Source organism: Shouchella rhizosphaerae (assembly GCF_036700015.1).
Taxonomy (GTDB): domain Bacteria; phylum Bacillota; class Bacilli; order Bacillales; family Bacillaceae_D; genus Shouchella; species Shouchella rhizosphaerae.
On the sequence record NZ_CP144921.1, the window covers coordinates 3,820,887 to 3,844,835 of the forward strand.

Annotated in this window: 26 protein-coding genes and 1 riboswitch; of the genes, 19 read left to right on the forward strand and 7 right to left on the reverse strand. The window is 43.5% G+C overall.

Going from position 1 to position 23,949, the window contains the following annotated elements:
• Nucleotides 1–84: 84 nt before the first annotated feature.
• The 6 genes from V5G21_RS19035 to V5G21_RS19060 all read left to right on the forward strand — a co-directional run bounded on the left by V5G21_RS19035 (nucleotide 85) and on the right by V5G21_RS19060 (nucleotide 3,896).
• Complete coding sequence (locus V5G21_RS19035; protein ID WP_372513899.1) at nucleotides 85–405, forward strand: nucleotide pyrophosphohydrolase; 321 nt, start codon at nucleotides 85–87, stop codon at nucleotides 403–405.
• Nucleotides 402–1,196, forward strand: a complete 795-nt coding sequence (dapB, locus tag V5G21_RS19040; protein WP_011246759.1) for a 4-hydroxy-tetrahydrodipicolinate reductase — start codon at nucleotides 402–404, stop codon at nucleotides 1,194–1,196. The genes V5G21_RS19035 and dapB overlap by 4 nt, the downstream gene beginning before the upstream one ends.
• A gap of 12 nt (nucleotides 1,197–1,208) precedes the next feature.
• Nucleotides 1,209–1,637: a methylglyoxal synthase gene (gene mgsA / locus V5G21_RS19045; protein ID WP_011246760.1), complete on the forward strand. Its 429-nt coding sequence runs from the start codon at nucleotides 1,209–1,211 to the stop codon at nucleotides 1,635–1,637.
• A 29-nt stretch (nucleotides 1,638–1,666) separates the two neighbouring features.
• Nucleotides 1,667–2,167, forward strand: coding sequence for a GNAT family N-acetyltransferase (locus V5G21_RS19050; protein WP_011246761.1), 501 nt, complete (start codon nucleotides 1,667–1,669; stop codon nucleotides 2,165–2,167).
• Nucleotides 2,160–3,389 carry an RtcB family protein gene (locus tag V5G21_RS19055; protein WP_011246762.1) on the forward strand — a complete coding sequence of 410 codons (1,230 nt, stop codon included), beginning with the start codon at nucleotides 2,160–2,162 and terminating at the stop codon, nucleotides 3,387–3,389. The genes V5G21_RS19050 and V5G21_RS19055 overlap by 8 nt, the downstream gene beginning before the upstream one ends.
• Before the next feature lie 264 nt (nucleotides 3,390–3,653).
• Nucleotides 3,654–3,896, forward strand: a complete 243-nt coding sequence (locus V5G21_RS19060; RefSeq protein ID WP_011246763.1) for a hypothetical protein — start codon at nucleotides 3,654–3,656, stop codon at nucleotides 3,894–3,896.
• A gap of 43 nt (nucleotides 3,897–3,939) precedes the next feature.
• Here the strand turns inward: V5G21_RS19060 and V5G21_RS19065 are convergent, their stop codons facing one another.
• Nucleotides 3,940–4,371, reverse strand: a complete 432-nt coding sequence (locus V5G21_RS19065; RefSeq protein ID WP_011246764.1) for a GNAT family N-acetyltransferase — start codon at nucleotides 4,369–4,371, stop codon at nucleotides 3,940–3,942.
• 249 nt (nucleotides 4,372–4,620) lie between these two features.
• Between V5G21_RS19065 and V5G21_RS19070 the strand changes: the two genes are divergently transcribed.
• Entirely contained in the window at nucleotides 4,621–5,373 is a 753-nt protein-coding gene (locus V5G21_RS19070) for a class I SAM-dependent methyltransferase (RefSeq protein WP_095293674.1), read from the forward strand.
• Between the two features lie 183 nt (nucleotides 5,374–5,556).
• On the opposite strand, the gene V5G21_RS19075 is transcribed toward V5G21_RS19070, so the two are convergent.
• Nucleotides 5,557–5,862 (reverse strand): hypothetical protein, encoded by a 306-nt coding sequence (locus V5G21_RS19075; protein WP_011246766.1) that lies wholly within the window; start codon nucleotides 5,860–5,862, stop codon nucleotides 5,557–5,559.
• A gap of 46 nt (nucleotides 5,863–5,908) precedes the next feature.
• Between V5G21_RS19075 and V5G21_RS19080 the strand changes: the two genes are divergently transcribed.
• The 3 genes from V5G21_RS19080 to V5G21_RS19090 all read left to right on the forward strand — a co-directional run bounded on the left by V5G21_RS19080 (nucleotide 5,909) and on the right by V5G21_RS19090 (nucleotide 8,629).
• Nucleotides 5,909–6,214 carry a hypothetical protein gene (locus tag V5G21_RS19080; protein WP_041823804.1) on the forward strand — a complete coding sequence of 102 codons (306 nt, stop codon included), beginning with the start codon at nucleotides 5,909–5,911 and terminating at the stop codon, nucleotides 6,212–6,214.
• A 250-nt stretch (nucleotides 6,215–6,464) separates the two neighbouring features.
• Nucleotides 6,465–7,952: a glucose-6-phosphate dehydrogenase gene (zwf, locus tag V5G21_RS19085; protein WP_011246767.1), complete on the forward strand. Its 1,488-nt coding sequence runs from the start codon at nucleotides 6,465–6,467 to the stop codon at nucleotides 7,950–7,952.
• Between the two features lie 149 nt (nucleotides 7,953–8,101).
• On the forward strand, nucleotides 8,102–8,629 hold the full coding sequence (locus V5G21_RS19090; protein WP_011246768.1) for a ClbS/DfsB family four-helix bundle protein: 528 nt from the start codon (nucleotides 8,102–8,104) through the stop codon (nucleotides 8,627–8,629).
• A 147-nt stretch (nucleotides 8,630–8,776) separates the two neighbouring features.
• Here V5G21_RS19090 and gndA read toward each other — a convergent pair whose 3' ends face one another.
• Both gndA and V5G21_RS19100 read right to left on the reverse strand, forming a co-directional pair.
• A complete protein-coding gene (gene gndA, locus V5G21_RS19095) occupies nucleotides 8,777–10,186 on the reverse strand; it encodes an NADP-dependent phosphogluconate dehydrogenase (protein WP_011246769.1) in 1,410 nt (469 codons plus the stop codon).
• A 93-nt stretch (nucleotides 10,187–10,279) separates the two neighbouring features.
• A complete protein-coding gene (locus tag V5G21_RS19100; protein WP_011246770.1) occupies nucleotides 10,280–10,999 on the reverse strand; it encodes a class I SAM-dependent methyltransferase in 720 nt (239 codons plus the stop codon).
• 431 nt (nucleotides 11,000–11,430) lie between these two features.
• Here V5G21_RS19100 and V5G21_RS19105 point away from each other — a divergent pair, with 431 nt between their 5' ends.
• Both V5G21_RS19105 and V5G21_RS19110 read left to right on the forward strand, forming a co-directional pair.
• Nucleotides 11,431–12,519, forward strand: a complete 1,089-nt coding sequence (locus V5G21_RS19105; RefSeq protein WP_011246771.1) for a peptidoglycan-binding protein — start codon at nucleotides 11,431–11,433, stop codon at nucleotides 12,517–12,519.
• A 234-nt stretch (nucleotides 12,520–12,753) separates the two neighbouring features.
• Nucleotides 12,754–13,737, forward strand: a complete 984-nt coding sequence (locus tag V5G21_RS19110; protein ID WP_041824584.1) for a peptidoglycan-binding domain-containing protein — start codon at nucleotides 12,754–12,756, stop codon at nucleotides 13,735–13,737.
• A gap of 155 nt (nucleotides 13,738–13,892) precedes the next feature.
• On the opposite strand, the gene V5G21_RS19115 is transcribed toward V5G21_RS19110, so the two are convergent.
• The gene (locus V5G21_RS19115) at nucleotides 13,893–14,771 is read right to left on the reverse strand and encodes a cation diffusion facilitator family transporter (protein ID WP_011246773.1); all 879 of its coding nucleotides are present in this window, start codon (nucleotides 14,769–14,771) and stop codon (nucleotides 13,893–13,895) included.
• Between the two features lie 405 nt (nucleotides 14,772–15,176).
• On the opposite strand from V5G21_RS19115, the gene V5G21_RS19120 reads away from it, so the two are divergent.
• From V5G21_RS19120 to V5G21_RS19150, 7 genes are all read left to right on the forward strand, one after another.
• Nucleotides 15,177–16,259, forward strand: coding sequence for a branched-chain amino acid aminotransferase (locus V5G21_RS19120; RefSeq protein ID WP_011246774.1), 1,083 nt, complete (start codon nucleotides 15,177–15,179; stop codon nucleotides 16,257–16,259).
• A gap of 18 nt (nucleotides 16,260–16,277) precedes the next feature.
• Complete coding sequence (locus V5G21_RS19125) at nucleotides 16,278–17,081, forward strand: HAD family hydrolase (protein ID WP_011246775.1); 804 nt, start codon at nucleotides 16,278–16,280, stop codon at nucleotides 17,079–17,081.
• A gap of 34 nt (nucleotides 17,082–17,115) precedes the next feature.
• Nucleotides 17,116–17,215: riboswitch (TPP riboswitch) on the forward strand.
• Between the two features lie 101 nt (nucleotides 17,216–17,316).
• Entirely contained in the window at nucleotides 17,317–17,922 is a 606-nt protein-coding gene (locus V5G21_RS19130) for an ECF transporter S component (RefSeq protein WP_011246776.1), read from the forward strand.
• Nucleotides 17,915–19,384, forward strand: coding sequence for an ABC transporter ATP-binding protein (locus V5G21_RS19135; RefSeq protein ID WP_073304067.1), 1,470 nt, complete (start codon nucleotides 17,915–17,917; stop codon nucleotides 19,382–19,384). Before V5G21_RS19130 ends, V5G21_RS19135 begins: the two co-directional genes overlap by 8 nt.
• A complete protein-coding gene (locus tag V5G21_RS19140) occupies nucleotides 19,353–20,150 on the forward strand; it encodes an energy-coupling factor transporter transmembrane component T family protein (protein ID WP_011246778.1) in 798 nt (265 codons plus the stop codon). Before V5G21_RS19135 ends, V5G21_RS19140 begins: the two co-directional genes overlap by 32 nt.
• Before the next feature lie 52 nt (nucleotides 20,151–20,202).
• Nucleotides 20,203–20,805, forward strand: a complete 603-nt coding sequence (locus V5G21_RS19145; RefSeq protein ID WP_011246779.1) for a DNA-3-methyladenine glycosylase — start codon at nucleotides 20,203–20,205, stop codon at nucleotides 20,803–20,805.
• A gap of 24 nt (nucleotides 20,806–20,829) precedes the next feature.
• Complete coding sequence (locus V5G21_RS19150) at nucleotides 20,830–21,420, forward strand: TIGR00730 family Rossman fold protein (protein ID WP_211182874.1); 591 nt, start codon at nucleotides 20,830–20,832, stop codon at nucleotides 21,418–21,420.
• Nucleotides 21,421–21,496: 76 nt separating this feature from the next.
• Here the strand turns inward: V5G21_RS19150 and V5G21_RS19155 are convergent, their stop codons facing one another.
• Both V5G21_RS19155 and V5G21_RS19160 read right to left on the reverse strand, forming a co-directional pair.
• Entirely contained in the window at nucleotides 21,497–22,420 is a 924-nt protein-coding gene (locus V5G21_RS19155) for a C40 family peptidase (protein ID WP_011246781.1), read from the reverse strand.
• A gap of 353 nt (nucleotides 22,421–22,773) precedes the next feature.
• Nucleotides 22,774–23,925, reverse strand: coding sequence for a GNAT family N-acetyltransferase (locus V5G21_RS19160; protein WP_244153279.1), 1,152 nt, complete (start codon nucleotides 23,923–23,925; stop codon nucleotides 22,774–22,776).
• Nucleotides 23,926–23,949 lie beyond the last annotated feature (24 nt).

The following is a 23,949-nucleotide window of genomic DNA, read 5'->3' on the forward strand; positions in this document are numbered from 1 at the left end:
TAAATTGCGCAGGCGCGTGCTTTTCGCTAGGATAGAAGGGGAAAGGAAGTGCCAATGATGCCTGAAGGAAAAACAATCGCAGAAATGCAAAAAGAAGTCGACTCGTACATAGGGCAGTTTAAAGAAGGATATTTTAGTCCACTGGCAATGTTGGCCCGCTTGACGGAAGAATTAGGCGAGCTAGCAAGGGAAGTGAACCATTACTATGGCGAGAAGCCCAAAAAAGCATCAGAAGAAGACAAAACGATGGAACAAGAGATCGGTGATATGCTGTTTGTCCTCATTTGTTTGGCGAACTCACTTCAAATCGATTTAAGCGAAGCGCATGATCTTGTCATGCATAAATTCCAAACAAGAGACAAAGACCGCTGGACGAAAAAAGAAAAAGGAGAACAGAATCAATGACACGTATTGTAATTGCAGGGCCACGTGGCAACATGGGCCAAGAAGCAGTCAAACTTTGTCTGCGAGAAGAATCATTTGAACTGGTTGCTGTAGTTGATTCAAAAAATGACGGCAAGCAATTAAAAGGTTTGCAAGAATTCCAACAAGGCGATGTGCCAGTATATACCGATATGGCACGCTGTTTTGCGGAGCATGAACCAGATGTATTAATTGATTTGACGGCACCTGCCTTTGGTAGAAAACATATGGAAGTGGCGTTTGAGCATGGCGTTCGTCCGGTTGTGGGAACGACAGGGTTTAGTGATGAAGATATTCGCGATTTAACGAAACTGGCTGAAGCAAAAGAGCTGGGCGCCATCATCGCTCCTAACTTTGCTATCGGCGCGATTTTAATGATGAAATTCGCGCAAACGGCAGCACGGTACATGAATGACGTTGAAATTATTGAACAGCACCATGACCGCAAGCTTGATGCGCCATCGGGTACAGCGGTAAAAACGGCACAGCTCATTGCAGAGGTGCGGGCTCCGAAAAAGCAAGGGCATGAGCAGGAAAGAGAAGAGATGGCAGGCGCAAGAGGAGCTGACTTCGATGGCATGAAAATCCACTCTGTCCGTTTACCTGGGCGAGTGGCCCATCAAGAAGTGCTGTTTGGCGGAGTGGGGCAAACGTTATCGATACGCCACGATTCGCTAAACCGTGAAAGTTTTATGCCTGGCGTAAAGCTTGCCGTTGAACAAGTGGTCAAGCTCTCGACGCTAGTATATGGTCTTGAAAATTTAATCGATTAAGGGGAGAACGACATGAAAATCGCTTTAATTGCCCACGACAAGAAAAAACAAGAATTGGTTGATTTTTGTGTTGCTTATGAGCCCATTTTAAAAGAGCATGAGCTGTACGCGACTGGTACAACGGGCACTCGGATCATGGAGGCGACTGAGTTGGTTGTGACCCGTTTTAAGTCTGGCCCATTAGGGGGCGATCAGCAAATCGGGGCGCTCGTTGCTGAGAATCAATTCGATTTGATTTTGTTTATGCGCGACCCGTTGACGGCGCAACCCCATGAGCCGGATGTCACTGCTTTAATTCGTTTATGTGATGTGCAAAGTGTACCGCTGGCAACAAATATGGGGACCGCTGAAATTTTAATCAAAGGGCTTGAAAGAGGCGATTTTGCTTTCCGTGATATTATCCATGAACAAGAAAAAGCAAACCCGTTAAAAGAAGGCTGAACGCCTTCTTTTAATGTTGGAGGGAGCAAATGAAAACAAGGAAAGCAGAAAAACAAGACATTGTCCTTATCCAAGAGATTGCCAAGCGTTCATGGGAAGACACGTATAAAGACTTGATTCCCGCTGATATCCGCCAAGTTTACATCGAGCAAGCTTATTCGCGTCAAAGCTTGTCGGTTAAGATCAACTCTTCTGCTGCTTTTTTTGTGGCGGAAGAGGCTGGTAAAGTCATTGGCTTTGCCCAGCTGACTAGAAGTGAAAACGAAACCGATTTGGCTGCCCTTTATGTCGATCCTAAGATGCTTGGTTTTGGAGCAGGGACATTGCTTTTTGAAACAGTCGTACGCGAACTAAAACAAGGCGAACCACTTGTTGTGTACCTTGAAAAAGGCAATTTTCGTGCTGAACGCTTTTACACAAAATGTGGTTTTGCTTACAAAAACGAATTTAAAGAGCGGCTATTTGGCCATGTCTTTCATACAGTAAAAATGGTATTCAAACGGGATGGAGAGGGAAACACATATGTATAAAACGATCGATGGTGTCCGCGTGTGGGGAGATCCACTTGAAAACGCTGTTGAACAGGCCGTTCGCTGCAGCCAGCATGGCGATGTTGTCCAAACGTTATTAATGGCTGACCACCATAAAGGCTACAGCCAACCGGTAGGAGGCGTTGTCGTCTATGACGGCCAAGTATCCCCTTCTGGAGTCGGTTATGATATTGCCTGTGGCAACAAAGCAGTGCGCACAAATGTTACTTTCGAGGAGATTCGCTTGGCGCTGCCTCAGCTTCTCGACGAAATTTACGAAACGCTCTCGTTCGGCATTGGCCAAAAAAACAAGCAGCCAGTTGACCATGAACTGTTTTCTGATCCTGACTGGCATGTGTTTTCGGAAATTGAACCGGGGCTTACAGACACATTACAAACATTGGCGCGTAACCAACTCGGAACGATTGGGAGCGGCAACCATTTCGTTGATTTGTTTGTGGAAGAAGAAACAGGCATTTTATGGGTCGCGAACCATTTTGGCAGTAGGGGGTTAGGCCATAAAACAGCTAGCGGTTTTTTGAACTTGGCGAAAAACAAGCCGTTTGCCAGCAAAGTTAGCGGGGAGAGCATGGAGGATGTACCGACTTTGTTTGATGTTGCCTCCGAGTTAGGTGACATGTACATCCGAGCAATGAACTTAGCCGGAAAATACGCATATGCCGGCAGAGACCATTGTATTGCTAAAGTGCTCGCCATTTTGCAAGCAAAAGAAACGTTCTCTGTTCATAACCATCATAACTTTGCTTGGAAGGAAACGCACAATGGCAAAGACGTTTATGTTGTCCGCAAAGGAGCAACGCCTTCTGCTCCAGGACAGCTTGGATTTATCGGTGGCAGTATGGGTGATTATTCAGTCATTGTTGAGGGCATTGATAGCAAGGAAAACAAGGACGCTTTTTACAGCACCGTCCATGGCGCTGGCAGATTAATGAGCCGTACACAGGCGGCGGGCCGTTTTACAGGGAAAGGCAAGAACAGACGCCGTAGCGGCGGAGCAATTAGCTCTGAGCAAATGGCAGCTGCGCTTGCTGCGTTTGGAGTGGAATTGCGCGGCGGAGGCACAGATGAAAGCCCGTTCGTATATAAAAAATTAGATACGGTCCTCTCTGCTCATAAAAATACGATTAAAATAAAACACCGCTTAAAGCCTGTTGGTGTTTGTATGGCTGGCGAAAATGAATTTGATCCATACAAAGATTAAGGGTGTTACAGCTGTGCAATAAAAGCATTACCTAGGCGAGATGAGAAAAACGCTTAATTATTCTCCTGCTGTTTATGGAAACTGAAACGTTGTCGATGGGCATCGCTGGCCATAAGGAATTTGGTACGCTGTTGCTTTCCTAATAGTAGATTCCCCAATGAAAACCGTGTTTCTTGTTGTGCTTTTTCGGCTTCCTTCAATAAACGGCATGCCGTTAAACAAAAGAACATAAAATAGATAAATTGGAATATAGGGGGAAGCACGATGATCGTTGAATTTGTTGATATGGATAATCACGATCTTCTTCATCAAATTAAAGGCGAGGAAGCAAAACAATTTTTAGATTATGCGGGGACCATTAATAAAGTCCATTTACGAATCAGCAAAGATCTGTCTTTTCAAGGGGCAATTGCTGAAATGATTTACGACTTGGATTACATTCGTGGGACACCTAGTCAACGAATAGAAGTGCGCTTAGCAAACATTCAGATCAGACGGCTAAATTAAAAAAGCCAGCAAAAGAATGAAAACAGGCTGGCTTTCATAGATGCTAAACTTCTTTTTTCATTAACAAATGGGGAATACCGTCTTCCATAAAGACGTCAGAAGCCGTTTCGTATCCAAGACGATGATAAAACTCTTCTGCATGTTGTTGGCCATGGAGCAACAACGAGACAGCGCCTTTTTGCAAAGCAATGGCTTCCAATGCTTTTATGATTTCTCTGCCGACGCCTTTTTGGCGCCAGTCTTTTAAAATGCAAATCCGTTCGAGTTTCCCGGCGTTTTCGACTAAACGGATACGGCCTGTCCCGACTGCTTTATGCCCGTCATAAGCAATGACATGTGTACAAGCAGCATCAAGATGGTCATATCGGTCAAACTCGTCTTCAAGTGGGCAATGTTGCTCCTGGACAAACACCCTTTCCCTAATATGAAAGGCTTGTTCTAACTCTGCAAGTGTCGTGGCGATTTTTATTTCCAAAGGTCATTCCCCTTTTTTGTAACATGATTTTTCATTATCATTATTTTACCTTGAAAACGTATGTTCTGTAAATGGTTTAAGTCGAATAAATGGAGCTATGTTACAATAGGAAAAAACAAAGGAAGCTGAAAAAGGAGTGACATAGTTGCTGCTCAAACTAGGGTTTACGTAACAACGGTGCAGAGGACCTCCACATAAATCGGGACAAATCGGCATATATCTGTTTATTTATGGGGAGGAGTCAAAAAGATGGCATATAGCAAGACCTTTTTAGAACAAGTAGAAACAGCAATGAAGCAGTCATTTAGCGGTTGGAATTTTGAGCAGTTAAGAGGGCGAGTGAAAGAGGATGAGCTCGACTGGTCTTATCGGGAATGGGTCAAGGAGTCACTTAAGCAACGGACAGTGCTGGATATGGGCACAGGCGGCGGCGAATTTTTGTCTTCGTGTGCTCCATTTCGAGGAAAGGTCTATGCGACAGAGGGGTATGAGCCCAATGTAGAAATGGCGCAAAAAGCATTAGCTCCGTTTGGCGTCAGTGTACGTTATATAGAAGATGATGACAATCTGCCCTTTTCTGATGAGGCTTTTGACAGCATTATCAACCGTCATGAATCATACAGCGAGCAAGAATTAGCCCGTATATTAAAACCAGGTGGAACGTTTATTACCCAACAGGCTGGCGGTGATGATTGCAAAGAAATCAACGAGGCGCTTTCACTTCCTTTAAATACTGAATTTGCCGAATGGAAGCTGGAAGTGGCCGTTGACCGCTTAGTTGCACACGGCTTCAGCGTTGAAGCTAAGAGGAAGGCTTTTCCAAAGCAGCGTTTTTTTGATATTGGTGCGCTTATTTATTACTTGCGGGCGATTCCCTGGCAAGCACCAGGCTTTTCTGTGGAACGCCATCTGCCCCAGTTGGATCATATCAGCCAGGAAATAAAAAAGAACGGGTATTTTGAAACGACACAGCATCGATTCATCTTGAAAGCAAGAAAATAAAAAGGGCGGCTTTATGCCGTCCTTTCAGACTGTAGACAAACGCTCGCATACTTCGTCGTTGCCTCGGTCATATGCTCATGAACCCCCGTTCTATTCACATCTTCCCTCGGCTGCACTCCTCGTCTGACAAACGTTTTCTATCAGTCTGAATGATTTTGTCGACTAAGTCGGCTACCTCACTGTTTAAGCATGAGAATGGTGAGCGTTGCTTAATTCGAGAAACCATTGCTTGTCCTTAGTCAAAAGGGCAATCTCTTGAAGTGCGCGAATATCATCGGCTTTCAGTTTGGGGGAACATGTTTGCAAGTCATCTTCATTTGCCAAAAGCGGCTGCTTACCATTTAAGACACGCTGCTTGGTATGGAATTGGTAAATTGTTTTGATGGGGGTGTTCGCTGAATTGGACGCCACCACTTTTGCTTCGCTAATCCAACCAAGAATGCGTGCGCGGCCTGCTTTGTAAATAACCCATTCGCCATTTCCGTACATGCCAATCAGCTCCTTTTAAAGAACGTATTCACTGTAAAGAGAAAATATGCGCGAAGAATCAAAAAAGCAAAGCCATTTGTTTTTAATTTCACGTACTGTATTAAATAGCCCAACTACAGCTTCTCCAAACCAAAAAATTTCACATACCGTATTTAAAAACGAAACAATAAGCTACAACAAAAAACAAGCAAAGGAAAGCTTTTTGAGGAAAAGGAGTATGTATTGGAAAATGGGAAAAAACTATGAGAGGAAGACGCTGAACATAAAAAAACATTCTGCTGGGAAAAGGCAGAATGTCGGGGAAATTATTAAGGCACTTTCTACTATAACACAGCTTACGCCTATTGTATAGCGGAATGAGGCTGTTAAATCAATCCAAACACAAAAAAACAAGGAGTGCAATTGCCGTTAATCAAGTGTATAATAGAAAAAATCTTTTTAGATAAGTACAGCAAAGCATTAAAGGAAGAAAGTTAGATGGTTGCTAAGCAAATTTTAGCTGTCTGAGCACCATTTTCGGTATAATGGGGAAGGGCAACAAACACCTATTGCCAATTGCTTATCAAGAGAAGAAAAAGACAGTCAAGAAAAGAGGTAAAAAGATGAACCAGATCGAACAAGCGGAAGCGGTTTTTGTTATTTTTGGCTCTACAGGTGATTTAGCAAAACGAAAATTGTTTCCTTCTATATACAATTTATACAGAAAAGGCAATTTGAACGAACATTTTGCTGTAGTAGGTTTAGGGCGCCGTGAATGGGATGATGAAAAACTAAGAACAGTCGTGATGGAATCGATCCAAGAAGAACTTGGCGAGCAACGTCCTGAAGTGACTGAATCATTTTTAAAGCATTTTTCCTATCTATCATTTGATGTCACCAACAAAGATTCCTATAGCGAGCTCAATGACAAGTTGCATATTTTGGATGAGACATTCCAAATTCCTGGGAACCGTATTTTTTATATGGCAATGGCACCTGAATTTTTTGGGCAAATTGCACAGTCAATACATAACGAAGGGCTAAAGGACACGCAAGGATGGACGCGTCTTGTGATTGAGAAACCGTTTGGCACAGACTTGCAATCGGCTATCCGTTTAAATGACGAAATACGCCAGGCATTTTCAGAAGATGAAATTTATCGGATCGACCACTATTTAGGCAAAGAAATGGTGCAAAACATTCAAGTGATCCGTTTTGCCAATGCCATATTTGGTTCATTGTGGAACAACCGGCATATCGCTAATATCCAAGTGACTTCCAGTGAGCAGCTCGGTGTCGAAGGACGGGGCGGCTATTATGAAAAATCAGGAGCCCTTCGTGATATGGTACAAAACCATATGCTGCAAATGGTGTCTCTCTTGGCAATGGATGTACCTCTTCGTTTGTCCACCGATGATATACGTAGCGAAAAAATTAAAGTGCTACGCGCATTGCGCCCGATTGTCGGCGAGAGCATCAAGGAAAATGTGGTACGCGGGCAATATGGCCGAGGGGAAATCAATGGGCAAGAAGTGATTGGCTATTTAGAAGAAGAAAATGTGAGTGATTCGTCAAAAACAGAGACTTACGTTGCGGCAAAGTTAATGATTGACAATCATGTTTGGGCAGGCGTCCCTTTTTATATCCGCACTGGAAAGCGGATGGCGGTGAAGTCAACGAAAATCGTTGTTGAATTTAAGGAATTACCTTTAAATCTGTATAGCAAGGAAAACAAACAGACTGGGCCGAATTTGTTGATCATCCATATCCAGCCTGATGAAGGCATGACGATTGTTTTGAACGGCAAAAAGATTGGCTCCGCAGATACAACGCCTGTCCATTTGCAATACAGGCATGATAGCGAAGACCGGTTTAACACGCCTGAGGCATATGAGCGGCTCCTCTTTGATTGCATGATGGGCGATGCCACAAACTTTGCCCATTGGGATGAAGTTAGTTTGTCATGGTCGCTTGTTGATGCGATCTCCAAAGCGTGGTCAGAAAGCGGAGAAAAACTGCCAACCTATCGAGCTGGGTCGATGGGGCCGAAAGAAGCGGATGAGCTTCTTGAAGCAGACGGCTTTTCATGGTGGCCTGTTGAAGAAATGTAAATAAAAAAGCTTGGCTGAAAAATTGAATAGACTAAACGAATAAGCGGATATTATGTTCTTTATATGAGCATATATCCTCTTTTTTTGTTAGTTAGATTAGGTTGTACATATTATGATAATATATAGTAAAAAGGGAGATTTTAAGGGGAATGAAAAGTAAAAAAGAAAATCTATTATTGGATAGCGACAAAAGTTTTAAAGCGCTGCTTGAAATAATTGAATCAGTGCCTAGCAGAAAACGAACTATTTCTATTGAAACTCAAGAAAGAGACAAGAATTTCCGTGATATAATTATGCACCTGTATGAATGGCACACAATGCTTGAAAGATGGTATAGAGAGGGTATGGATGGAGATGTTCCTTTTATGCCTGCACCAGGTTATAAATGGAGAACAATCAAGTTACTTAATATGCAAATTTGGGAAAATTATCAAGATGTAACATTAAATCAGGCTATAAAAAAGTTGAAGTTAAGTCATGAAAGAGTAATGGAGCTAATTCGATTACATACAAATGAAGAAATCATGACAAAGAAATATTATAAATGGACTAAAACAAGTAACTTATATAGCTATTTTGCAGCCAACACTTTTAATCATTACAATTGGGCTATTAAAAAATGTGAAGTTATTGCCAGCTCCATAAAAGAAGGAGAAAAGCAAGAGTTTGTGAAATAAATTAATTAAACATCGGCGTGTTCGCTGAGTGAGAGAGGACATAACATATTCGTCATATACAATATGTTATGTCCTTTAATTATCTAACTTTTTCAGTTTAGGTCTTGATAATAGTTAGACCAAGCTTTTTTGTTGTTACTAGCCGCCTTAGTCAAGCCAATTTGTATGGAAAACGCCTTCTTTGTCAATGCGTTGATACGTATGGGCGCCAAAGTAATCACGCTGTGCTTGGAGCAAGTTAGCTGGCAGGCGCTCACTCCGGTAACTGTCATAGTAAGAAATGGCACTCGAAAATCCAGGAACGGGGATGCCATATTCAACTGCTAGAGCTACCACTTCACGCAGTGCTTGTTGATACTTTCTGGAAATGTTTTCAAAGTACGGATCAAGCAGCAAGTTGTCTAAGTTGGCATCTCGCTCAAAGGCATCCGTAATGTTTTGTAAAAAGGCAGCGCGGATAATACAGCCGCCGCGGAAAATTTTCGCGATCTCTCCATATTGAAGGTTCCAATTCATTTCTAAGGACATCGATTTCAACTGCGAAAATCCTTGGGCGTAGGAAAGCACTTTGCTGAAATACAGTGCTTGGCGAATTCGTTCAATTAATTCCTGCTTATCGCCTGTGAATTGTTTTTTCTCTGGGCCTGACAATATTTGGCTCGCTTTAACGCGTTCTTCTTTCATAGCGGAAAGGAAGCGGGCAAAGACCGATTCAGTAATAACTGGAAGAGGTACGCCTAGATCAAGTGAGCTTTTGCTTGTCCATTTTCCAGTTCCTTTTTGACCGGCTGTATCCAAAATCACATCAACCATCGGTTTTCCTGTTTCTTCATCGACTTTTGTGAAAATGTCGGCGGTAATCTCTATTAAATAACTATCAAGTTCTCCTTCATTCCATTCCTTAAATACACTGTGCAAGTCTTCAGCATTAAGGCCAAGCACGTTTACTAATAGCGAATAGGCTTCACAAATCAATTGCATGTCCCCGTATTCAATGCCATTATGGACCATTTTTACGTAATGGCCAGCACCATCGGGGCCGATGTAAGTCGTGCAAGGTTCGCCATTTACTTGCGCCGCAATTTTTTCAAACATTGGCTTGACGAGTTCATAGGCTTCTTTCTGCCCACCTGGCATAATGGACGGGCCTTTTAGGGCTCCTTCTTCACCTCCGGAAACGCCTGTGCCGATAAAGTGAATCCCATGCTCAGCTGCTGTTTGGGAGCGGCGTATTGTATCGGTATAATAAGTATTGCCGCCATCAATGAGAATGTCTTTTTTATCTAATAGCGGGATCACGGAATCAATTACTTGATCTGTGACTTGGCCAGCTTGAACCATAAGCATAATTTTGCGCGGCTTTTCCAAAGAATGAACAAACTCTTCTAATGAAAAAGTACCGACTAAACGCTTGCCTTTGTTGTGGTCAAGAATTTCGTTGATCCGTTCTTCTGAGACGTCATAAAGAGAGACAGAAAACCCTTTGCTTTCCAAGTTCAAAGCTAGGCTGCGTCCCATGACACCGACGCCGACGACGCCAATATTCTGCTTTGCCATATTCTTCTTCCTTTCCAAACTTGCTTTCATATAAATCGATATGAACATACCATATGTAAGCGTTTTTCAGCAAGCTGGTCAACTTAAGAAACCTTAAGTTGACCGACTTGCGATGATCCAAGCATGGCCAAGTTTTGTCCTGAACTTTTCCATCCTCATTTGGTGCTGTTGCATTTGCGCAAAACAATCAGGGGAAAGAAGCGGTGACGGCATAAGGTCATTGCCTTTATCGCTTTCATCTTGTTGGACCGCTTCTGCTACTGCTTCTTTTACAACTTTTACATGGCTAAATCCATTCTCTGTCAAAGCTGCTATCCAATCTTGTGCGGTGAAGAGTGACCGAAAGCCATAACCTTCTTTCAATTCGGCGATTTCCTCTGACGTTAGAGATTGTGTGCATATAAGCTCATTTGCATACATTTTTCCATCAAAGGCTAAGACTCGCTTTATTTCTTTTAATGCTTTCTCTAAATCAAGGAAAGCTAGCACCGATTCCGATAAGACAATATCGACGCTATTACTAGGGAAATCCATCGCTTCAATTGATCCTTCATGTAAAGATACAGCCACATTTTGTTCAGAAAAGCGCTGTCTCGCTTTTTGCAGCATGACAGGGTGTCGCTCAATCGCCCAAACGTGGCAGTCATAAATTTGTTTTAAATAAGCAGCAGTTTGCCCGGTACCGCAGCCACAATCAAGGATGACGGTATGATCATCAATATCCATATTGACGATCATTTTTTTAGACTCCGCAAACCCTCCCGGGTGGGCACTGCCAATGCCAAATGCAGCTAACATATCTGTATAATCCATAATCCCTCTTTCCGTCCTCTTTAGTTACATGACCTAAAGGGGACTTTATTAGAATGGGCCATTAGGCGTTTATTGCAGATTATGCAGCCGCTCGCTTAGTGTGCTTATATGACAGCTATGTTTCAATTGTAATCGCAAAAACAAGCGAAATAAGCAGATTTAAGCAAAATATAAGCGGAATTTGTATCTGTGTTCTTGGCTATAGCGTCTTTTCATGACAAGAACGATACAAAAATGTACAAAAGCGGCTAATTGTGAGTAATTATGTAATAAGGCGGAAGGGTTAGGGAAGAAAGTGCCAGTTATATGTCCCTGAATTAACTTTTATTACAGTTTGATTTCGTGTTGTTTAAGAAGAGCGCAAGACGATTGTCTCCTAGCCTGAAGACTGTTACTATCCATATCAGCAAGTAATTGAAGGAGGCACTACTTTGAAAAAACAAATTCCATTCAAAGTCTTTCGCAGCATCGGGCTGCCAGTTGTGACTGCAGGAGTTATTTTCTTCAGTGCACCAACAATGGCTAACGCCATGTCAGACCGCACCCTTTCGCAAGGCGACAGTGGCGAGCAAGTGGAACAATTGCAACTACTTTTGACAGACAACGGGGTTTTTGATAAAGAAGATATAAACGGAACATTTGGAAACTCCACGGCATCAGCGATTAAGGAATTCCAAGCATCTGAGGATTTGCTTGTGGATGGCATCGCTGGATTGCAAACACTAGGTGCCTTGCATGCCCTTGAGCATGGCGATGAAGGCAAATTAGTTGAAGAACTGCAAAAACAATTACTAAACTTAAACTATTATAAAGGCGAAGTGGATGGACTTTTCGGTTCCTTAACGGAACGGGCAGTGGAAAACTTTCAGTCTGACAACGGGATTGCAGTAGACGGTATTGCTGGCCCGGCTACATACAGCAAGCTCTATTACAATCAAAAGGCAGCTTCAGCCGAGCCAATTAAAGTAGAAGAAAAGCAAGCTGAACCAAAACAACAGTCAGAAGAAACAAGCGAAGAACCGAAAGCAAAGCAAAATCAAGAACCGCTTGAAACAGTAGAGGAAGAACCGGTAGAGGAACCACAAGCTGAACCACAAGCAAAAGCAGAACCAGAAACACAGCAAGAAAGTAAGAAAGAAGAGCCAGCAGAAGAATCGGCTTCTGCTAAAAGCGAACAACCAGCTGAAGAAGCTCCTAAAACGGAAGAAGACTCTAAGACTACAGAAGGTACAGCTACGTATCAAATGGAAGCTACCGCTTATTCAGCCGATTGCAATGGCTGCTCAGGTGTAACAGCAACAGGGATTGATCTAAAAGCGAATCCAAATCAAAAAGTGATCGCGGTAGACCCAAGTGTCATCCCTCTTGGCAGCCGTGTGTACGTGGAAGGTTATGGTGAAGCCATTGCTGGAGACACTGGCGGTGCGATAAGCGGCAATAAAATTGATGTCTTTGTCCCATCTCAAAGCGACGCCATTAATTTTGGCCGTAAAACTGTCAAAGTGACTGTTTTAGACTAGTAAGAGAATGCGAACGATGCGCCCTATGGGCGCATCGTTTTTTATGTTACAGCTAAGTTACATTCAGATTAAAAAGCTTGTAACGTGGGTTAAAGAGGGACACGAGTGAGTAGGTATGGTAGCAGATTACGAGAAAGCGAGGCGAACAAGATGAATATTGCTTACGAGGAAAGACGCCGCCGCCACTTAGGAGAACCTGTTGAAAAAAGCGCTAAAATTAAGGGGAGAGTTACCATGCCTATAAAACTTTGTTTCTTCTTTATGAGCGTACTCTTGTTTAGTTTAATTAGTGTACCTGAACAGGCAGACGCTGACACATTCAGTCCAATACACGAAGGTGAAAAAAGCGAACGCGTTGAGAAACTACAAGACTATCTTGTAGAGAGCGGCTACTTAGAGGATCAAGATCGGTCCCATACATATGACAGTAAGGTAGTAGCAGCAGTTAAGCAATTCCAACAAGACAATAACTTATTAGTAGACGGCATTGCTGGGGTGCAAACCCTTGGTTCAATGGCTGTTTTACAAGAAGGAAGCGACGGGCTTCTTGTTAACATGCTCCAAAAAAAATTAGCGCAGTTGCAATACTACCAAGCAGACATTGATGGGTACTACGGTGTATTGACAAAAGCTGCGGTGACCGCTTTTCAAAAACAGAACGGCTTAGCAGTAGATGGTATCGCTGGCCCGCTAACCTTTAAAGCATTGTATTACAGTGAGGCAGAACCTGCTGAACAGCGAGAAAAGAAAAGTGAGAAAGCCAATGAAAACAATAATGGAGTAGAGAAAAACGAATCAAACAAAAGTGAAAATGGGGAAGAAGAAAACGAACTAAACGAAAGTACAAATGGTGACGTAGAGCAGCCAACAGAGAAAAAAGAGGAAGAGCCAGCCAACACGGCTTCTTCTACACACAAAAGCGAAGGCAAAAAGACTTTCCAGATGGAAGCAACCGCTTATACAGCGTATTGCCATGGTTGTTCGGGTACAACAGCGACAGGCATCGATTTGCGTGCCAATCCAAATCAAAAAGTAGTAGCCGTTGATCCAGCAGTCATCCCTCTTGGCAGCCGTGTGCATGTAGAAGGGTATGGAGAAGCGATTGCTGGAGATACAGGTGGGGCCATTAAAGGACAAAAGATCGACCTTTATATGCAATCAGAAGCGGATGCTTATGCATTCGGCAGGCAACAAGTGACTGTCACTTTGCTTGAATAACAGGCTCTGCGTTGGCTACCATCATGTCGTCTAATAGAAAACCGTTGTTAGACGAGGAGTGCAGGCATAGAAAAGGATCAATAATTTGAGGCAACTTGCGACAGACTTGAGTGTTTGTCTATAGTCTTAAAGGAAGCGCAGTGCGCTTCCTTTTTCTATTTATCCTCTTTTTTCGGTTCGATGTGCACGGTCGTATGCAGGATATTATGCTTTGTGCGCAAATCCCGTTCGATTTGGTCCGCAATGTCGTGGCTATCTTTGACCGTTAAAGTAGGTTTTACCTCAATCGTTACATCGGCGTAAACGGAGCTGCCAACTTGGCGTGCTTTTACCATTTTTAATAGATGGACTTGCTCATTTTCCTCAATGGTATCTCTGTACACTTCAAGCATCTTTTCATCAAAGCCATCGGTTAATGAATGGGTGGCATCTCTAAAAATGGTCCAAGCTGTATAGCAAATAATGAGGCCAATCAGCAACGCAGTCAATGAATCAAGCCAACCTAAATGGAAATGGGAAGCGATAATGCCGATGAGCGCCCCCAAACTGACTAGTGCATCGTTTTTATTGTCTTGCGCGGCGGCAGCGAGAGCTTGGCTATTGATTTTCTCAGCGAGCTGTTTATTGTAGCGATAGACAAAAAACATGATGACCGTGCCTCCTGCCGCTGTCCATGCAGCGACCATGCTTGGCGCTTCTGTTTCATTTGCGCTAAGAAGGGTCGTCCCTGCCTCAATCAACACTTGAATGCCAATTATTACCATCAGGAACGCGGCCAACAAGGCGGAAATATGTTCTGCACGGAAATGGCCATACGGATGGTCTTTGTCAGGCGGCTTTTGGGAAATGCGCAAGCCAATTAAAACAGCAATTGAAATAATAATATCAGAAGCATTGTTGTATCCATCAGCGACGAGCGCTTGCGAAAAAAACAAGTAGCCGATTGTCAGCTTTACCGCTGCCAAAAAGATATAAGCGCCTATACTAAGCCATGCGCCGGATTCCCCTTTTTTTAGTTCTTCATATCGTTTCATCAAGGCTAACCCTTTCTCCAAAAAATATGGTGTTTCTTTGCGTTTCTTTATCCTATCAAACAGGCAGCGAGTGGGTCTACAGCAACATGTTTCGCTGCTCGCAGCACTATGGCTTATATGGAACAATGTTTCCCGAAACCAACATTTCGCCCAGCAAAAAAACGAAATCATAGATGAAGAATTACAGGTGATAGCAAAAAGCTGTTTGAATATGTGATATTATGATATAGTAAAGGGATAATAATAACTTGTTTTATTGCCTAGTATAGACAATTAAGCAGTTTTTATTGGGGAGAATAGACGATTCGATCAATTTCATAAAGGGTAAGCATTTTTTTGTTTGTCGTCTTGTTCCTAAACCATATCATCGATGTTACTAGAGAAAAAATGAAGGAGCGCTCGTTCATGACAACACAAAAACTCGAAATTATGAAATGTACGCACAAAAAACAAAAACCCGAGTCTTCTGCTTTAGAGTTTGGCAAGTATTTTACAGACCATATGTTTATCATGGATTATTCAGAAGAGAAAGGCTGGTACAGTCCCCGTATTATTCCTTATCAACCATTGACCCTTGATCCTGCCGCAATGGTATTCCATTATGGGCAAACGGTTTTTGAAGGCTTAAAAGCGTACCGTTCTGAAGATGGGAGCGTCCGCTTATTCCGCCCAGAAGAAAACTTTAAGCGTTTGAATCAATCAAGCGACCGTTTGAGCATCCCGCCGATTGATGAAGCACAAATGCTCGCTTATTTAAAGGAATTGATCCGTATCGATAAAGACTGGATTCCAACGATGCCAGGAACTTCCCTTTATATTCGCCCATTTGTTATTGCGACAGAACCTACATTAGGCGTAGCGCCTTCACGTAATTATAAATTTATGATTATCTTGTCACCAGTCGGAGCTTACTATAAAGAAGGAATCAACCCAATTGGCATTTTTGTAGAAGACCAATATACACGTGCCGCACCAGGGGGGACTGGGACCGCGAAAACGGCTGGCAACTACTGTGCTGCTTACAAAGCACAAGAGCGGGCTACAGCGAACAAACAAGCACAAGTTCTATGGTTGGACGGGATGGAAAAGAAATACGTCGAAGAAGTAGGCAGCATGAATGTGTTTTTTAAATTGAACGGAGAAGTGCATACACCTGGATTATCAGGCAGCATTTTAGAGGGCATTACACGCAAAAGCGTGATCGAGTTGCTGAAAAGTTGGGATATCCCAGTGTTCGAACGGCGGATTTCAATTGAAGAAATTGTGAGCGCAAGCAAAAGCGGTACGCTTGAAGAAGTCTTCGGAACTGGTACAGCAGCGGTCATCTCTCCAGTCGGAGAACTTTTGTGGAAAGACCACAAAATCGTTGTCAACAACAATGAAACAGGAGCGTTGTCCAAACGTTTGTACACGGAATTGACAGGCATTCAAACTGGAGAACAAAAAGACCCGTTTGGCTGGACTGTCCGTTTGGAAGACGAGGAATAACCAAACCCGGAGGCAAGTATGATACGAGCTATTTTCTTTGATTTAGATGATACGTTATTATGGGATAAAAAAAGCATAAAGGAAGCGTTTAGGCAGACATGTGCTTTGGCGGCAACGGTCCATACAGATATTGACCCAGACGCGCTAGAGGAAGCGGTGCGTACTCATGCCACGGAGCTATATCAATCCTATGAAACGTACGAGTTTACAAAACTGATTGGCATAAATCCATTTGAAGGCTTGTGGGGAGCTTTCCGTGATGACACGGAAGACTTTAACCGTCTACGGGAAATTGCCCCTGTGTACCAACAAGCTGCTTGGGAAAAAGGGCTAGCAGAAATAGGCATAGAAGATGGGGAATTAGCGAACCAATTGGCGAGCCATTTTCCATCAGAACGGCGAAAAAACCCGTATGTGTTTGAAGATACGTTTGCAGTCCTTGATGAGCTGCAACATTCTTACAGGCTTTTGCTTTTAACAAATGGCTCTCCTGATCTGCAAAATACGAAATTGGAGATCACTCCTCAACTTGTCCCTTATTTTGACCATATTTTGATTTCTGGCGCTTACGGGAAAGGCAAACCGGATGTAGCAATGTTTAAGCATGCGTTGGAATTGTCAGGGACAGCGAAAGAGGAAGTGCTCATGGTTGGCGATAATTTGCATACAGATATTCTTGGCGGAAACCAAGCTGGAATCGAAACGATTTGGCTAAATCGTGATGGAATTGAAAACACAACCGACATTCGTCCAACCTATGAAATTCGTCGTTTAACCGAAATTAAAAATGTAATTGCCGAAAAAAAAGATTGCAGCTTGTAAAAACATATGGTTAACTTTAAATAACATGATAAATTACAACCACTAGGGGTGCGTTTATGCTGAGAAAGGCGTTTAGCCTTAACCCTTTACCTGATCTAGGTAATGCTAGCGAAGGGAAGTGCGGTGTACAATAGGCGCTGCTTTGGTTTGCCCATGGCAGGGTCGTGTGCGTCGCTCCATCCGTTTCGGGGGAGCGTTTTTTTGTGCCCTTTCCAGTGGAAAAAGGAGACAGAAAATGAACAAGAATCGCTTACGTTTGACAGACATGATTGTGACGATTTTGATTTCGGTTGTGTTTGCGGTCGTATACCGCCTATGGACGCCGGTCACGGACTTAGTCAGCCTCCCAGGGTTGCAAGCAGACCAGCTGCTGTATGGCATGTGGTTTATTGCCGGAACAATTGCAGCATTGCTGATTAAAAAGCCAGGGGTTGCGTTGCTTGCCGAAACCGCGGCCGCTTCAGGGGAATTTTTTGCTGGGTCCCCATACGGACCGTTGTTGCTGTTGTACGGCGCTTTGCAAGGGCTTGGAATTGAGTTGGCTTTTGCCCTATTCAAATACCGCGTATATACAGTATGGACAGCTAGCCTTGGTGCTGTTTTCGCTTCGTTTGCCTCCCTTGGGCTCGATTATTTTAATGCCTATTTGAGTGATTTAACGACTTGGAATATCACATTGCGCGTTGTTTTTCGCACGCTTGGCTCCATTATCATTGCTGGCTTTTTAGCCTCTGCGCTTGTACGGGCACTGGAAAAGACAGGCGTCAGTACGCTTTTGCGCCCCGTTTCCCAAGCCGATTACGACTTGTTTGCTTCGAAAAGGAGTAAAAAGGATGAGTAGAGAACAGGCTGTGTCCATCAAGCAGCTGTCGCTGTCTTATCCGAATAGCGGCACGTTATTATTTGAAGACTTGTCCATTGATATTTACTCAGGGGAGAAAGTGCTTCTGCTTGGTCCAAGTGGCTCAGGAAAATCGACGTTAGCGCATATGATGGCGGGCCTCATCCCCAGTGCGATTGAGCTCCCTTATCATGCTGAAGTGCTTGTTCCCGCCAAGCAGCCTGCGATTGTATTCCAAGATCCAGATACGCAATTTTGCATGCCTTATGTCGATGAAGAAATTGCGTTCGTCTTAGAAAACCGCCGCATGCCCCGTGACCAAATGGATGTGGCGATCGAGCGCCTTTTAGCACAAGTAGGCCTTGATTTACCTGAGCGCCATTGGCCGATTGCTGCAATGTCACAAGGGATGAAACAACGCCTTGCTATTGCTTGCGCACTAGCGGCTGAAAGCGATGTTCTTTTTCTTGACGAACCGACAGCGTTGCTTGATCCGGAGGGGACCACGCAAATATGGCAGACTGTCCGTCAAGCGTGCAGCGGCAAAACAATTATTATTATTGAACATAAAATTTCTGAAATCATTGATTTTGTGGATCGGATTGTGTTGTTTAATGAAGAGGGCCAATTGCTTGACGACGGCGCTCCACAGGAATTGTTTCAGCGCTATCGCCGCCAACTTGATGAATATGGAATCTGGCATCCATATTCATGGAAAAACTATTTGTCCCAATACGCTCCAGGCAAAATAAAGCAGAAGAGGCACACGCCGCTTCTGTTGCTTAACCATTGGGCTGCTTATCGTGGCAAACAACGAGTAGGAAAAGTGGATGAAGCGGTTGTCCATGCTGGCGACTGGGTTTGCATTACGGGCAAAAACGGCGCTGGGAAATCGACCTTTCTGTATGCTTTGATGAATTTGCTCAAATGGAAAGGCACCTATCAGCTAAATGGGGAAGCTGTCAAACCAAAGCAGTCCCTGTCTGAGCAAATTGGTTTTGTTTTTCAAAACCCAGAATTTCAGTTTGTCGCTGATTCTGTTTGGCAAGAGTTATTGGCGGGCTGTAGTAGGGAATCAGCCAATGCCCAAGCACAATCGTTGCTTGAGATGTTCCAATTAGAAGGCAAACAAGACAACCATCCCTATATGCTTTCCATTGGCCAAAAGCGCCGCCTTAGTGTCGCAACAGCCTTTATGGAGCCGCGGCCGCTTTTGCTGTTCGATGAACCGACATTTGGCCAAGATGCAAAAAATACATTCTTGTTGCTTGAAGCGCTAGAAGAGCGCCGCAGGCAAGGGACTGCGATCTTAATGGTGACACATGATGAAATGATTGTTGACCATTTTGCCACGCATGAATGGACGATTAAAAACGGAACCCTTGATACAATAATGGCGCGCACGCGAAATGGAACAGGGGGTGACGTAGGTGGAATACAAATGGAAAGAGACATGGCTTAGCCGTGTGAATCCGAGTTTAAAATTAGTGACAACAATTATTGGTTTTATTGCGATTATTTTCGTGCATAATCCTAACGCATTGCTTGTCTTGTTTCTGGCATCGCTATTTTTGCTTTTCTGCTTTTCTGGCCATCCTCGCAAGTTTGTGTTGTTATACTGTCTGCCATTTTTGTTGTTGTTCATTTCCTCTTCCAGCGCGATGGTTTTATTCGGAAAAGGGGAGACGACGTGGTTTCATTATGGGCTGATCCATATAACGGAGGAAAGCTTTTACCGGGGCATCCATTTAGGTTTACGTGCGTCTACATTCGCCGTGCTTGGTCTATTGTTTGCTTTAACAACAAAACCTGTGCTGCTGTTTTATTCGCTCATGCAGCAACTAAAACTTCCGGCAAACATAGCCTATTCGTTTATGGCTTCGATTCGAATGCTGCCTATTATGGTAAGCGAGTTTCAAACGCTTCACTATGCGTACCGCATAAGAGGCCTTGATCTTGGAAAAGGCGCAACAGGCTTTTTAAAGAAAATGCGTTTTTTTAGTGTTCCATTATTGGCGCAGGCCATACGGCGTGCGCAACGGATCGCGATTGCTATGGAGGCTAAACAGTTTAACGCGGCAGCGAAACGAACGTATTTTTATAAAATCGGCTACTCAAAATGGGATGTCCTTTTCCTTACTACATGCCTTGCGTTCGTAAGCGCAAGTGCCTTGCTTGGTGGGCTAGAATGGTTTTTGCCTGTAGGAGATGTACGTCACTATGAATAACGGCCAATCTGTGCTTAAATAAAGGAGGATGACTGGAGAAAGGACTGTCACAATGGAACAACAAAAAGCGCTCGATCTGTCTTTTTTTGAGCAATCAACAATCGAAGTGGCAAAAGGGCTCATTGGCATGCATTTGGTACATGAGTTAGACGGCGTAACGTTGATTGGCCGAATAACAGAAACCGAGGCATATCTAGGAGTGCTTGACCGAGCGTGCCACAGCTATGGCAGGCGTCGGACAAAACGGACAGCTATTTTGTATGAAGAGGCTGGAAGATGTTACACATATACGATGCATACCCATTGTTTGTTAAACGTTGTATGTGAACAAAAAGGACAACCTGAGGCTGTGCTCATTCGTGCCATTGAACCTATTAGCGGCGTTAAAGAAATGGAGCGGCTACGAGGCAAACCACATACAAGCCGTGAATTTGCAAATGGACCAGGTAAATTAACAAAAGCAATGGGGATTACAATGGCAGACTATGGCCGGCTTTTAACCGAACCTCCGCTTTATTTTGCGAAAGGGGACCACACAAACGCATCCATTGTGGCGACAAAACGTATCGGCATTAAAGGCGCTGGTCCATGCAGCCACCACCCATGGCGGTTTATTGATGGGAACAGTCGTGCTGTATCGGCTTATCGGCCTTGATCGAATGTGAGGACAGAGAAAGGAATGGGAGAATTGGAAATACAATCGTTAGCGGTGTTTTGTGGGTCTAGTGCTGGCAAAGATCCAGTTTATATCGAACAGGCGACAGCCTTTGGCAAACTCCTCGCCGAAAATGAAATAACCCTTGTTTATGGGGGAGCCCAAGTAGGTTGTATGGGGGCCGTTGCCAATGCTTGCTTGCAAGCAGGGGGACGTGTCATAGGTGTAATTCCCAAAAAACTACAAAATGTAGAGATTGCACATGACAAATTGTCTGAGCTATATGTTGTCGATACGATGCACGAGCGGAAAGCGCTTATGGCTGAGCATGCAGATGCCTTTGTTGCCTTGCCAGGAGGAGCGGGAACGCTTGAAGAATGGTTTGAAGTGTTTACTTGGATCCAGCTAGATTACCATCAAAAGCCATGCAGTTTGTTAAACGTAGCCGATTTCTTTAATCCGCTTTTGGCCATGCTTGATCATACGATTGAACAAGGGTTTATGGCTGAAGCGTATCGAGATTTGTTTATCGTCGAGAAAGAACCGCAAGCGTTATTGGAACGGTTAAAAGGGTATCGTCACAAGCATGTATCAAAATGGACAGAGAATGGATGAAAGAGAGGGGCGGATGCTCCTCTTTTTTTGAGGCGCCATCAAAGAGAAAACAAGCCCTCAATATGAGGGCTTGTTTTTAACGGAGGCTTCCAGCGCCAACGTAGTGGCTGCTCCAGTAAGAGCTGCTCAAGCTTGCAGTTTGCACACCGCTAGAACCAGCGTGAACAAATTGACCGTTTCCTACATAAATGCCAGCGTGCGTTATGTACGAACCAGAATTGTATGTGCCTGTGAAGAAGACAACATCTCCAGGGCTAGGGTCAGACGTTTTAGCAGATGCATCGTAGATGGCTTGTGCTGTTCTTGGAATAGAAATTCCTTGAGAATTATAGACATAGTTGATGAAGCCACTGCAATCAAATCCACTTGGAGTCGTTCCGCCCCATACGTAAGGAGCACCAATTTGGCTTTGCGCAACTCCTACTAAACCGCCACTGTTGCTAGGAGCACTTGTAACAGATGTACCAGCAACGGAAGTGCTTACTTCTTCATTTACTTCATTAGAAGAAGAGTCAGATTCAGATGTTGAAGCAGTTGAAACAGAAGCAGTTGACTCGCTTGAAGCTGTTTCATTTGAAGTAGTGCTTTCTTCAGAAGCAGAGGCAACTTGTCCACCGTTATCAAGAGCTTTCTTAGTAGCTGGACCTACAATGCCGTCAGCTGCAAGGCCGTTATTTGCTTGGAATTCGCGAACTTCTTTTTCTGTTTGCGGTCCGAAAATCCCGTCAGCAGGGATGCCTAATTTTGCTTGGACTTCACGAACAGTTTCGTTGCGGTCGCCGAAACGGACAGTCGTAGAAGTTGATTGTTCTTGAGAAGCTGTATTTGATTCAGACGTTGTTTCTGATTGTGCTTGGTTTTGGTTCTTTTCTGCTGCGTTTACTTTGTTCATGTCAACGCTAGCGTCTGCAGATTGGCTTGTGGCAACAGAAGCTGCGCCAGCTAGTCCAACTACAACAGAAGTACGTACGATTAATTGTTTCATATTTGCCTTAAACATATTATTATTCCCCCATAAGTAAATTAATAAACTTGATTTGATTTCATATAATCTTTTTCCCAAGTCCTAATTTAACGTATGAACATCACAGTTTCTTTTAAATAAAATTACAATACGGTTACAAATGGTTTTCTTTACCTACAATTCTCGTAATATTCCAGCATGAATAGACACGGATTTTCTGGAAAAATATCATATTAGTAGGGAAATTCTTGTTTTAATATGGTAGAAATGCTCTATATTTGGCGGGGGATAAGGAGAGAGATTGCTATATCGCTTGCTGTTTTTTAAAATCTACTTTTTTAACATGTTGGCCGTACAAAAGAGGCAACGTGTAATAAAACGCTGCCCTTTCAAAAGTAATCTGAAAACCAAGGTTTGTTATCCGGAATGATCGCTTCTAAATAGGCGATCGTTTCTTCGTTCGCTTCGAGACGGCCTATTTCTTTTAAAGTGGATGCTCTTTTATAGTTTAACAAAAGCGTAACGAGTGTTTGGATGTCGGTTTTAACGTCTGCCTTTACACCGTTTTCGATGGTTACTCTCTTTTGGTCGGCAAATGATAGGACGAACGTTCCGTTGTTCCACTCTAGCAGCGGATCAGAAATGGCAAAAGCAAGTTTGCCGCTCGCGTGCGAGGTAAATGGAAATGAGGCAAGGAAACGATCTACTTCGACTATGCGCGCCATGTAATAAGGAGAGATTTTCTCTTCAATTTCACTGTCTTCCAAAAAGAAGGATAACGGCTCGTTTGTAAAGATCTTTCCTTTTACGTAATAAACCATGGAAAAATGGGCACCAATGAAATTCCAAATTCCGCGACGGGCTTCTTCGTTGTTATAAATCATTTCTTTGACATAAAACGTTTCGTTTTCAACTTTGTAATACATATAGCCTGTCGGGTTGTCGTGTTCATCATAGTAAACACAACCTGTCAGTTCGTCGCGTTCCCATTTAAAATGCTCCTCCCAAGCAAGGCGATTGCGAATCATCGCGCCGTTTGCTTTATGCGAGAATTGGGCATACACCGTGCGGATGTCTTTGTCTGCAAATTCGACCCGTTCAATTCGGCCTGGAACATCATAAGGTTTAGGGATTTGCGTGTCTCTTACCGTGTAAGTAATGACATCAGAAATGATCTCCCAGCCTTTTTTGCGGTAATAGGGAATCGAGTAAGGGAAAAGGTAAGAAATCGTTTGGCCGCGGTTTTTCATGTTTGTTAAGCTTTTCTTCATTAAGTCATTCATTAAGCCAAGGCCTGCATATTCAGGATAAGTGCCCACTCCTGTAACGCCACCCATTTGAAAAGGTTGGCCATGGATGTTAACCGAAAATGGGTAGACGACCATTTGCGAAACGAGTTGATCGCCTGAGAACCAGCCTATCACATCACAGTGTTCAATAATTGGCTTTTTCCATGCTTGCATTTGTTGTTGGCCTATTTCGGAAACATCTTGGTTGGTCACTTGGAAGACATAGTTCAACAGATCAATAGATTGCTGCATGTCCGCACTCCTAACAGGGCGGAT

What these genes read in the sequence shown, in the direction of transcription:
- V5G21_RS19035 (WP_372513899.1), top strand. Translation starts at nt 85, where the DNA reads ATGCAAAAAGAAGTCGACTCGTACATAGGGCAGTTTAAAGAAGGATAT.
- dapB (WP_011246759.1), top strand. Translation starts at nt 402, where the DNA reads ATGACACGTATTGTAATTGCAGGGCCACGTGGCAACATGGGCCAAGAA.
- mgsA (WP_011246760.1), top strand. Translation starts at nt 1,209, where the DNA reads ATGAAAATCGCTTTAATTGCCCACGACAAGAAAAAACAAGAATTGGTT.
- V5G21_RS19050 (WP_011246761.1), top strand. Translation starts at nt 1,667, where the DNA reads ATGAAAACAAGGAAAGCAGAAAAACAAGACATTGTCCTTATCCAAGAG.
- V5G21_RS19055 (WP_011246762.1), top strand. Translation starts at nt 2,160, where the DNA reads ATGTATAAAACGATCGATGGTGTCCGCGTGTGGGGAGATCCACTTGAA.
- V5G21_RS19060 (WP_011246763.1), top strand. Translation starts at nt 3,654, where the DNA reads ATGATCGTTGAATTTGTTGATATGGATAATCACGATCTTCTTCATCAA.
- V5G21_RS19070 (WP_095293674.1), top strand. Translation starts at nt 4,621, where the DNA reads ATGGCATATAGCAAGACCTTTTTAGAACAAGTAGAAACAGCAATGAAG.
- V5G21_RS19075 (WP_011246766.1), bottom strand. Translation starts at nt 5,862, where the DNA reads ATGTACGGAAATGGCGAATGGGTTATTTACAAAGCAGGCCGCGCACGC.
- V5G21_RS19080 (WP_041823804.1), top strand. Translation starts at nt 5,909, where the DNA reads ATGCGCGAAGAATCAAAAAAGCAAAGCCATTTGTTTTTAATTTCACGT.
- zwf (WP_011246767.1), top strand. Translation starts at nt 6,465, where the DNA reads ATGAACCAGATCGAACAAGCGGAAGCGGTTTTTGTTATTTTTGGCTCT.
- V5G21_RS19090 (WP_011246768.1), top strand. Translation starts at nt 8,102, where the DNA reads ATGAAAAGTAAAAAAGAAAATCTATTATTGGATAGCGACAAAAGTTTT.
- gndA (WP_011246769.1), bottom strand. Translation starts at nt 10,186, where the DNA reads ATGGCAAAGCAGAATATTGGCGTCGTCGGCGTCGGTGTCATGGGACGC.
- V5G21_RS19100 (WP_011246770.1), bottom strand. Translation starts at nt 10,999, where the DNA reads ATGGATTATACAGATATGTTAGCTGCATTTGGCATTGGCAGTGCCCAC.
- V5G21_RS19110 (WP_041824584.1), top strand. Translation starts at nt 12,754, where the DNA reads ATGCCTATAAAACTTTGTTTCTTCTTTATGAGCGTACTCTTGTTTAGT.
- V5G21_RS19115 (WP_011246773.1), bottom strand. Translation starts at nt 14,771, where the DNA reads ATGAAACGATATGAAGAACTAAAAAAAGGGGAATCCGGCGCATGGCTT.
- V5G21_RS19120 (WP_011246774.1), top strand. Translation starts at nt 15,177, where the DNA reads ATGACAACACAAAAACTCGAAATTATGAAATGTACGCACAAAAAACAA.
- V5G21_RS19125 (WP_011246775.1), top strand. Translation starts at nt 16,278, where the DNA reads ATGATACGAGCTATTTTCTTTGATTTAGATGATACGTTATTATGGGAT.
- V5G21_RS19130 (WP_011246776.1), top strand. Translation starts at nt 17,317, where the DNA reads ATGAACAAGAATCGCTTACGTTTGACAGACATGATTGTGACGATTTTG.
- V5G21_RS19135 (WP_073304067.1), top strand. Translation starts at nt 17,915, where the DNA reads ATGAGTAGAGAACAGGCTGTGTCCATCAAGCAGCTGTCGCTGTCTTAT.
- V5G21_RS19145 (WP_011246779.1), top strand. Translation starts at nt 20,203, where the DNA reads ATGGAACAACAAAAAGCGCTCGATCTGTCTTTTTTTGAGCAATCAACA.
- V5G21_RS19150 (WP_211182874.1), top strand. Translation starts at nt 20,830, where the DNA reads ATGGGAGAATTGGAAATACAATCGTTAGCGGTGTTTTGTGGGTCTAGT.
- V5G21_RS19155 (WP_011246781.1), bottom strand. Translation starts at nt 22,420, where the DNA reads ATGTTTAAGGCAAATATGAAACAATTAATCGTACGTACTTCTGTTGTA.
- V5G21_RS19160 (WP_244153279.1), bottom strand. Translation starts at nt 23,925, where the DNA reads ATGCAGCAATCTATTGATCTGTTGAACTATGTCTTCCAAGTGACCAAC.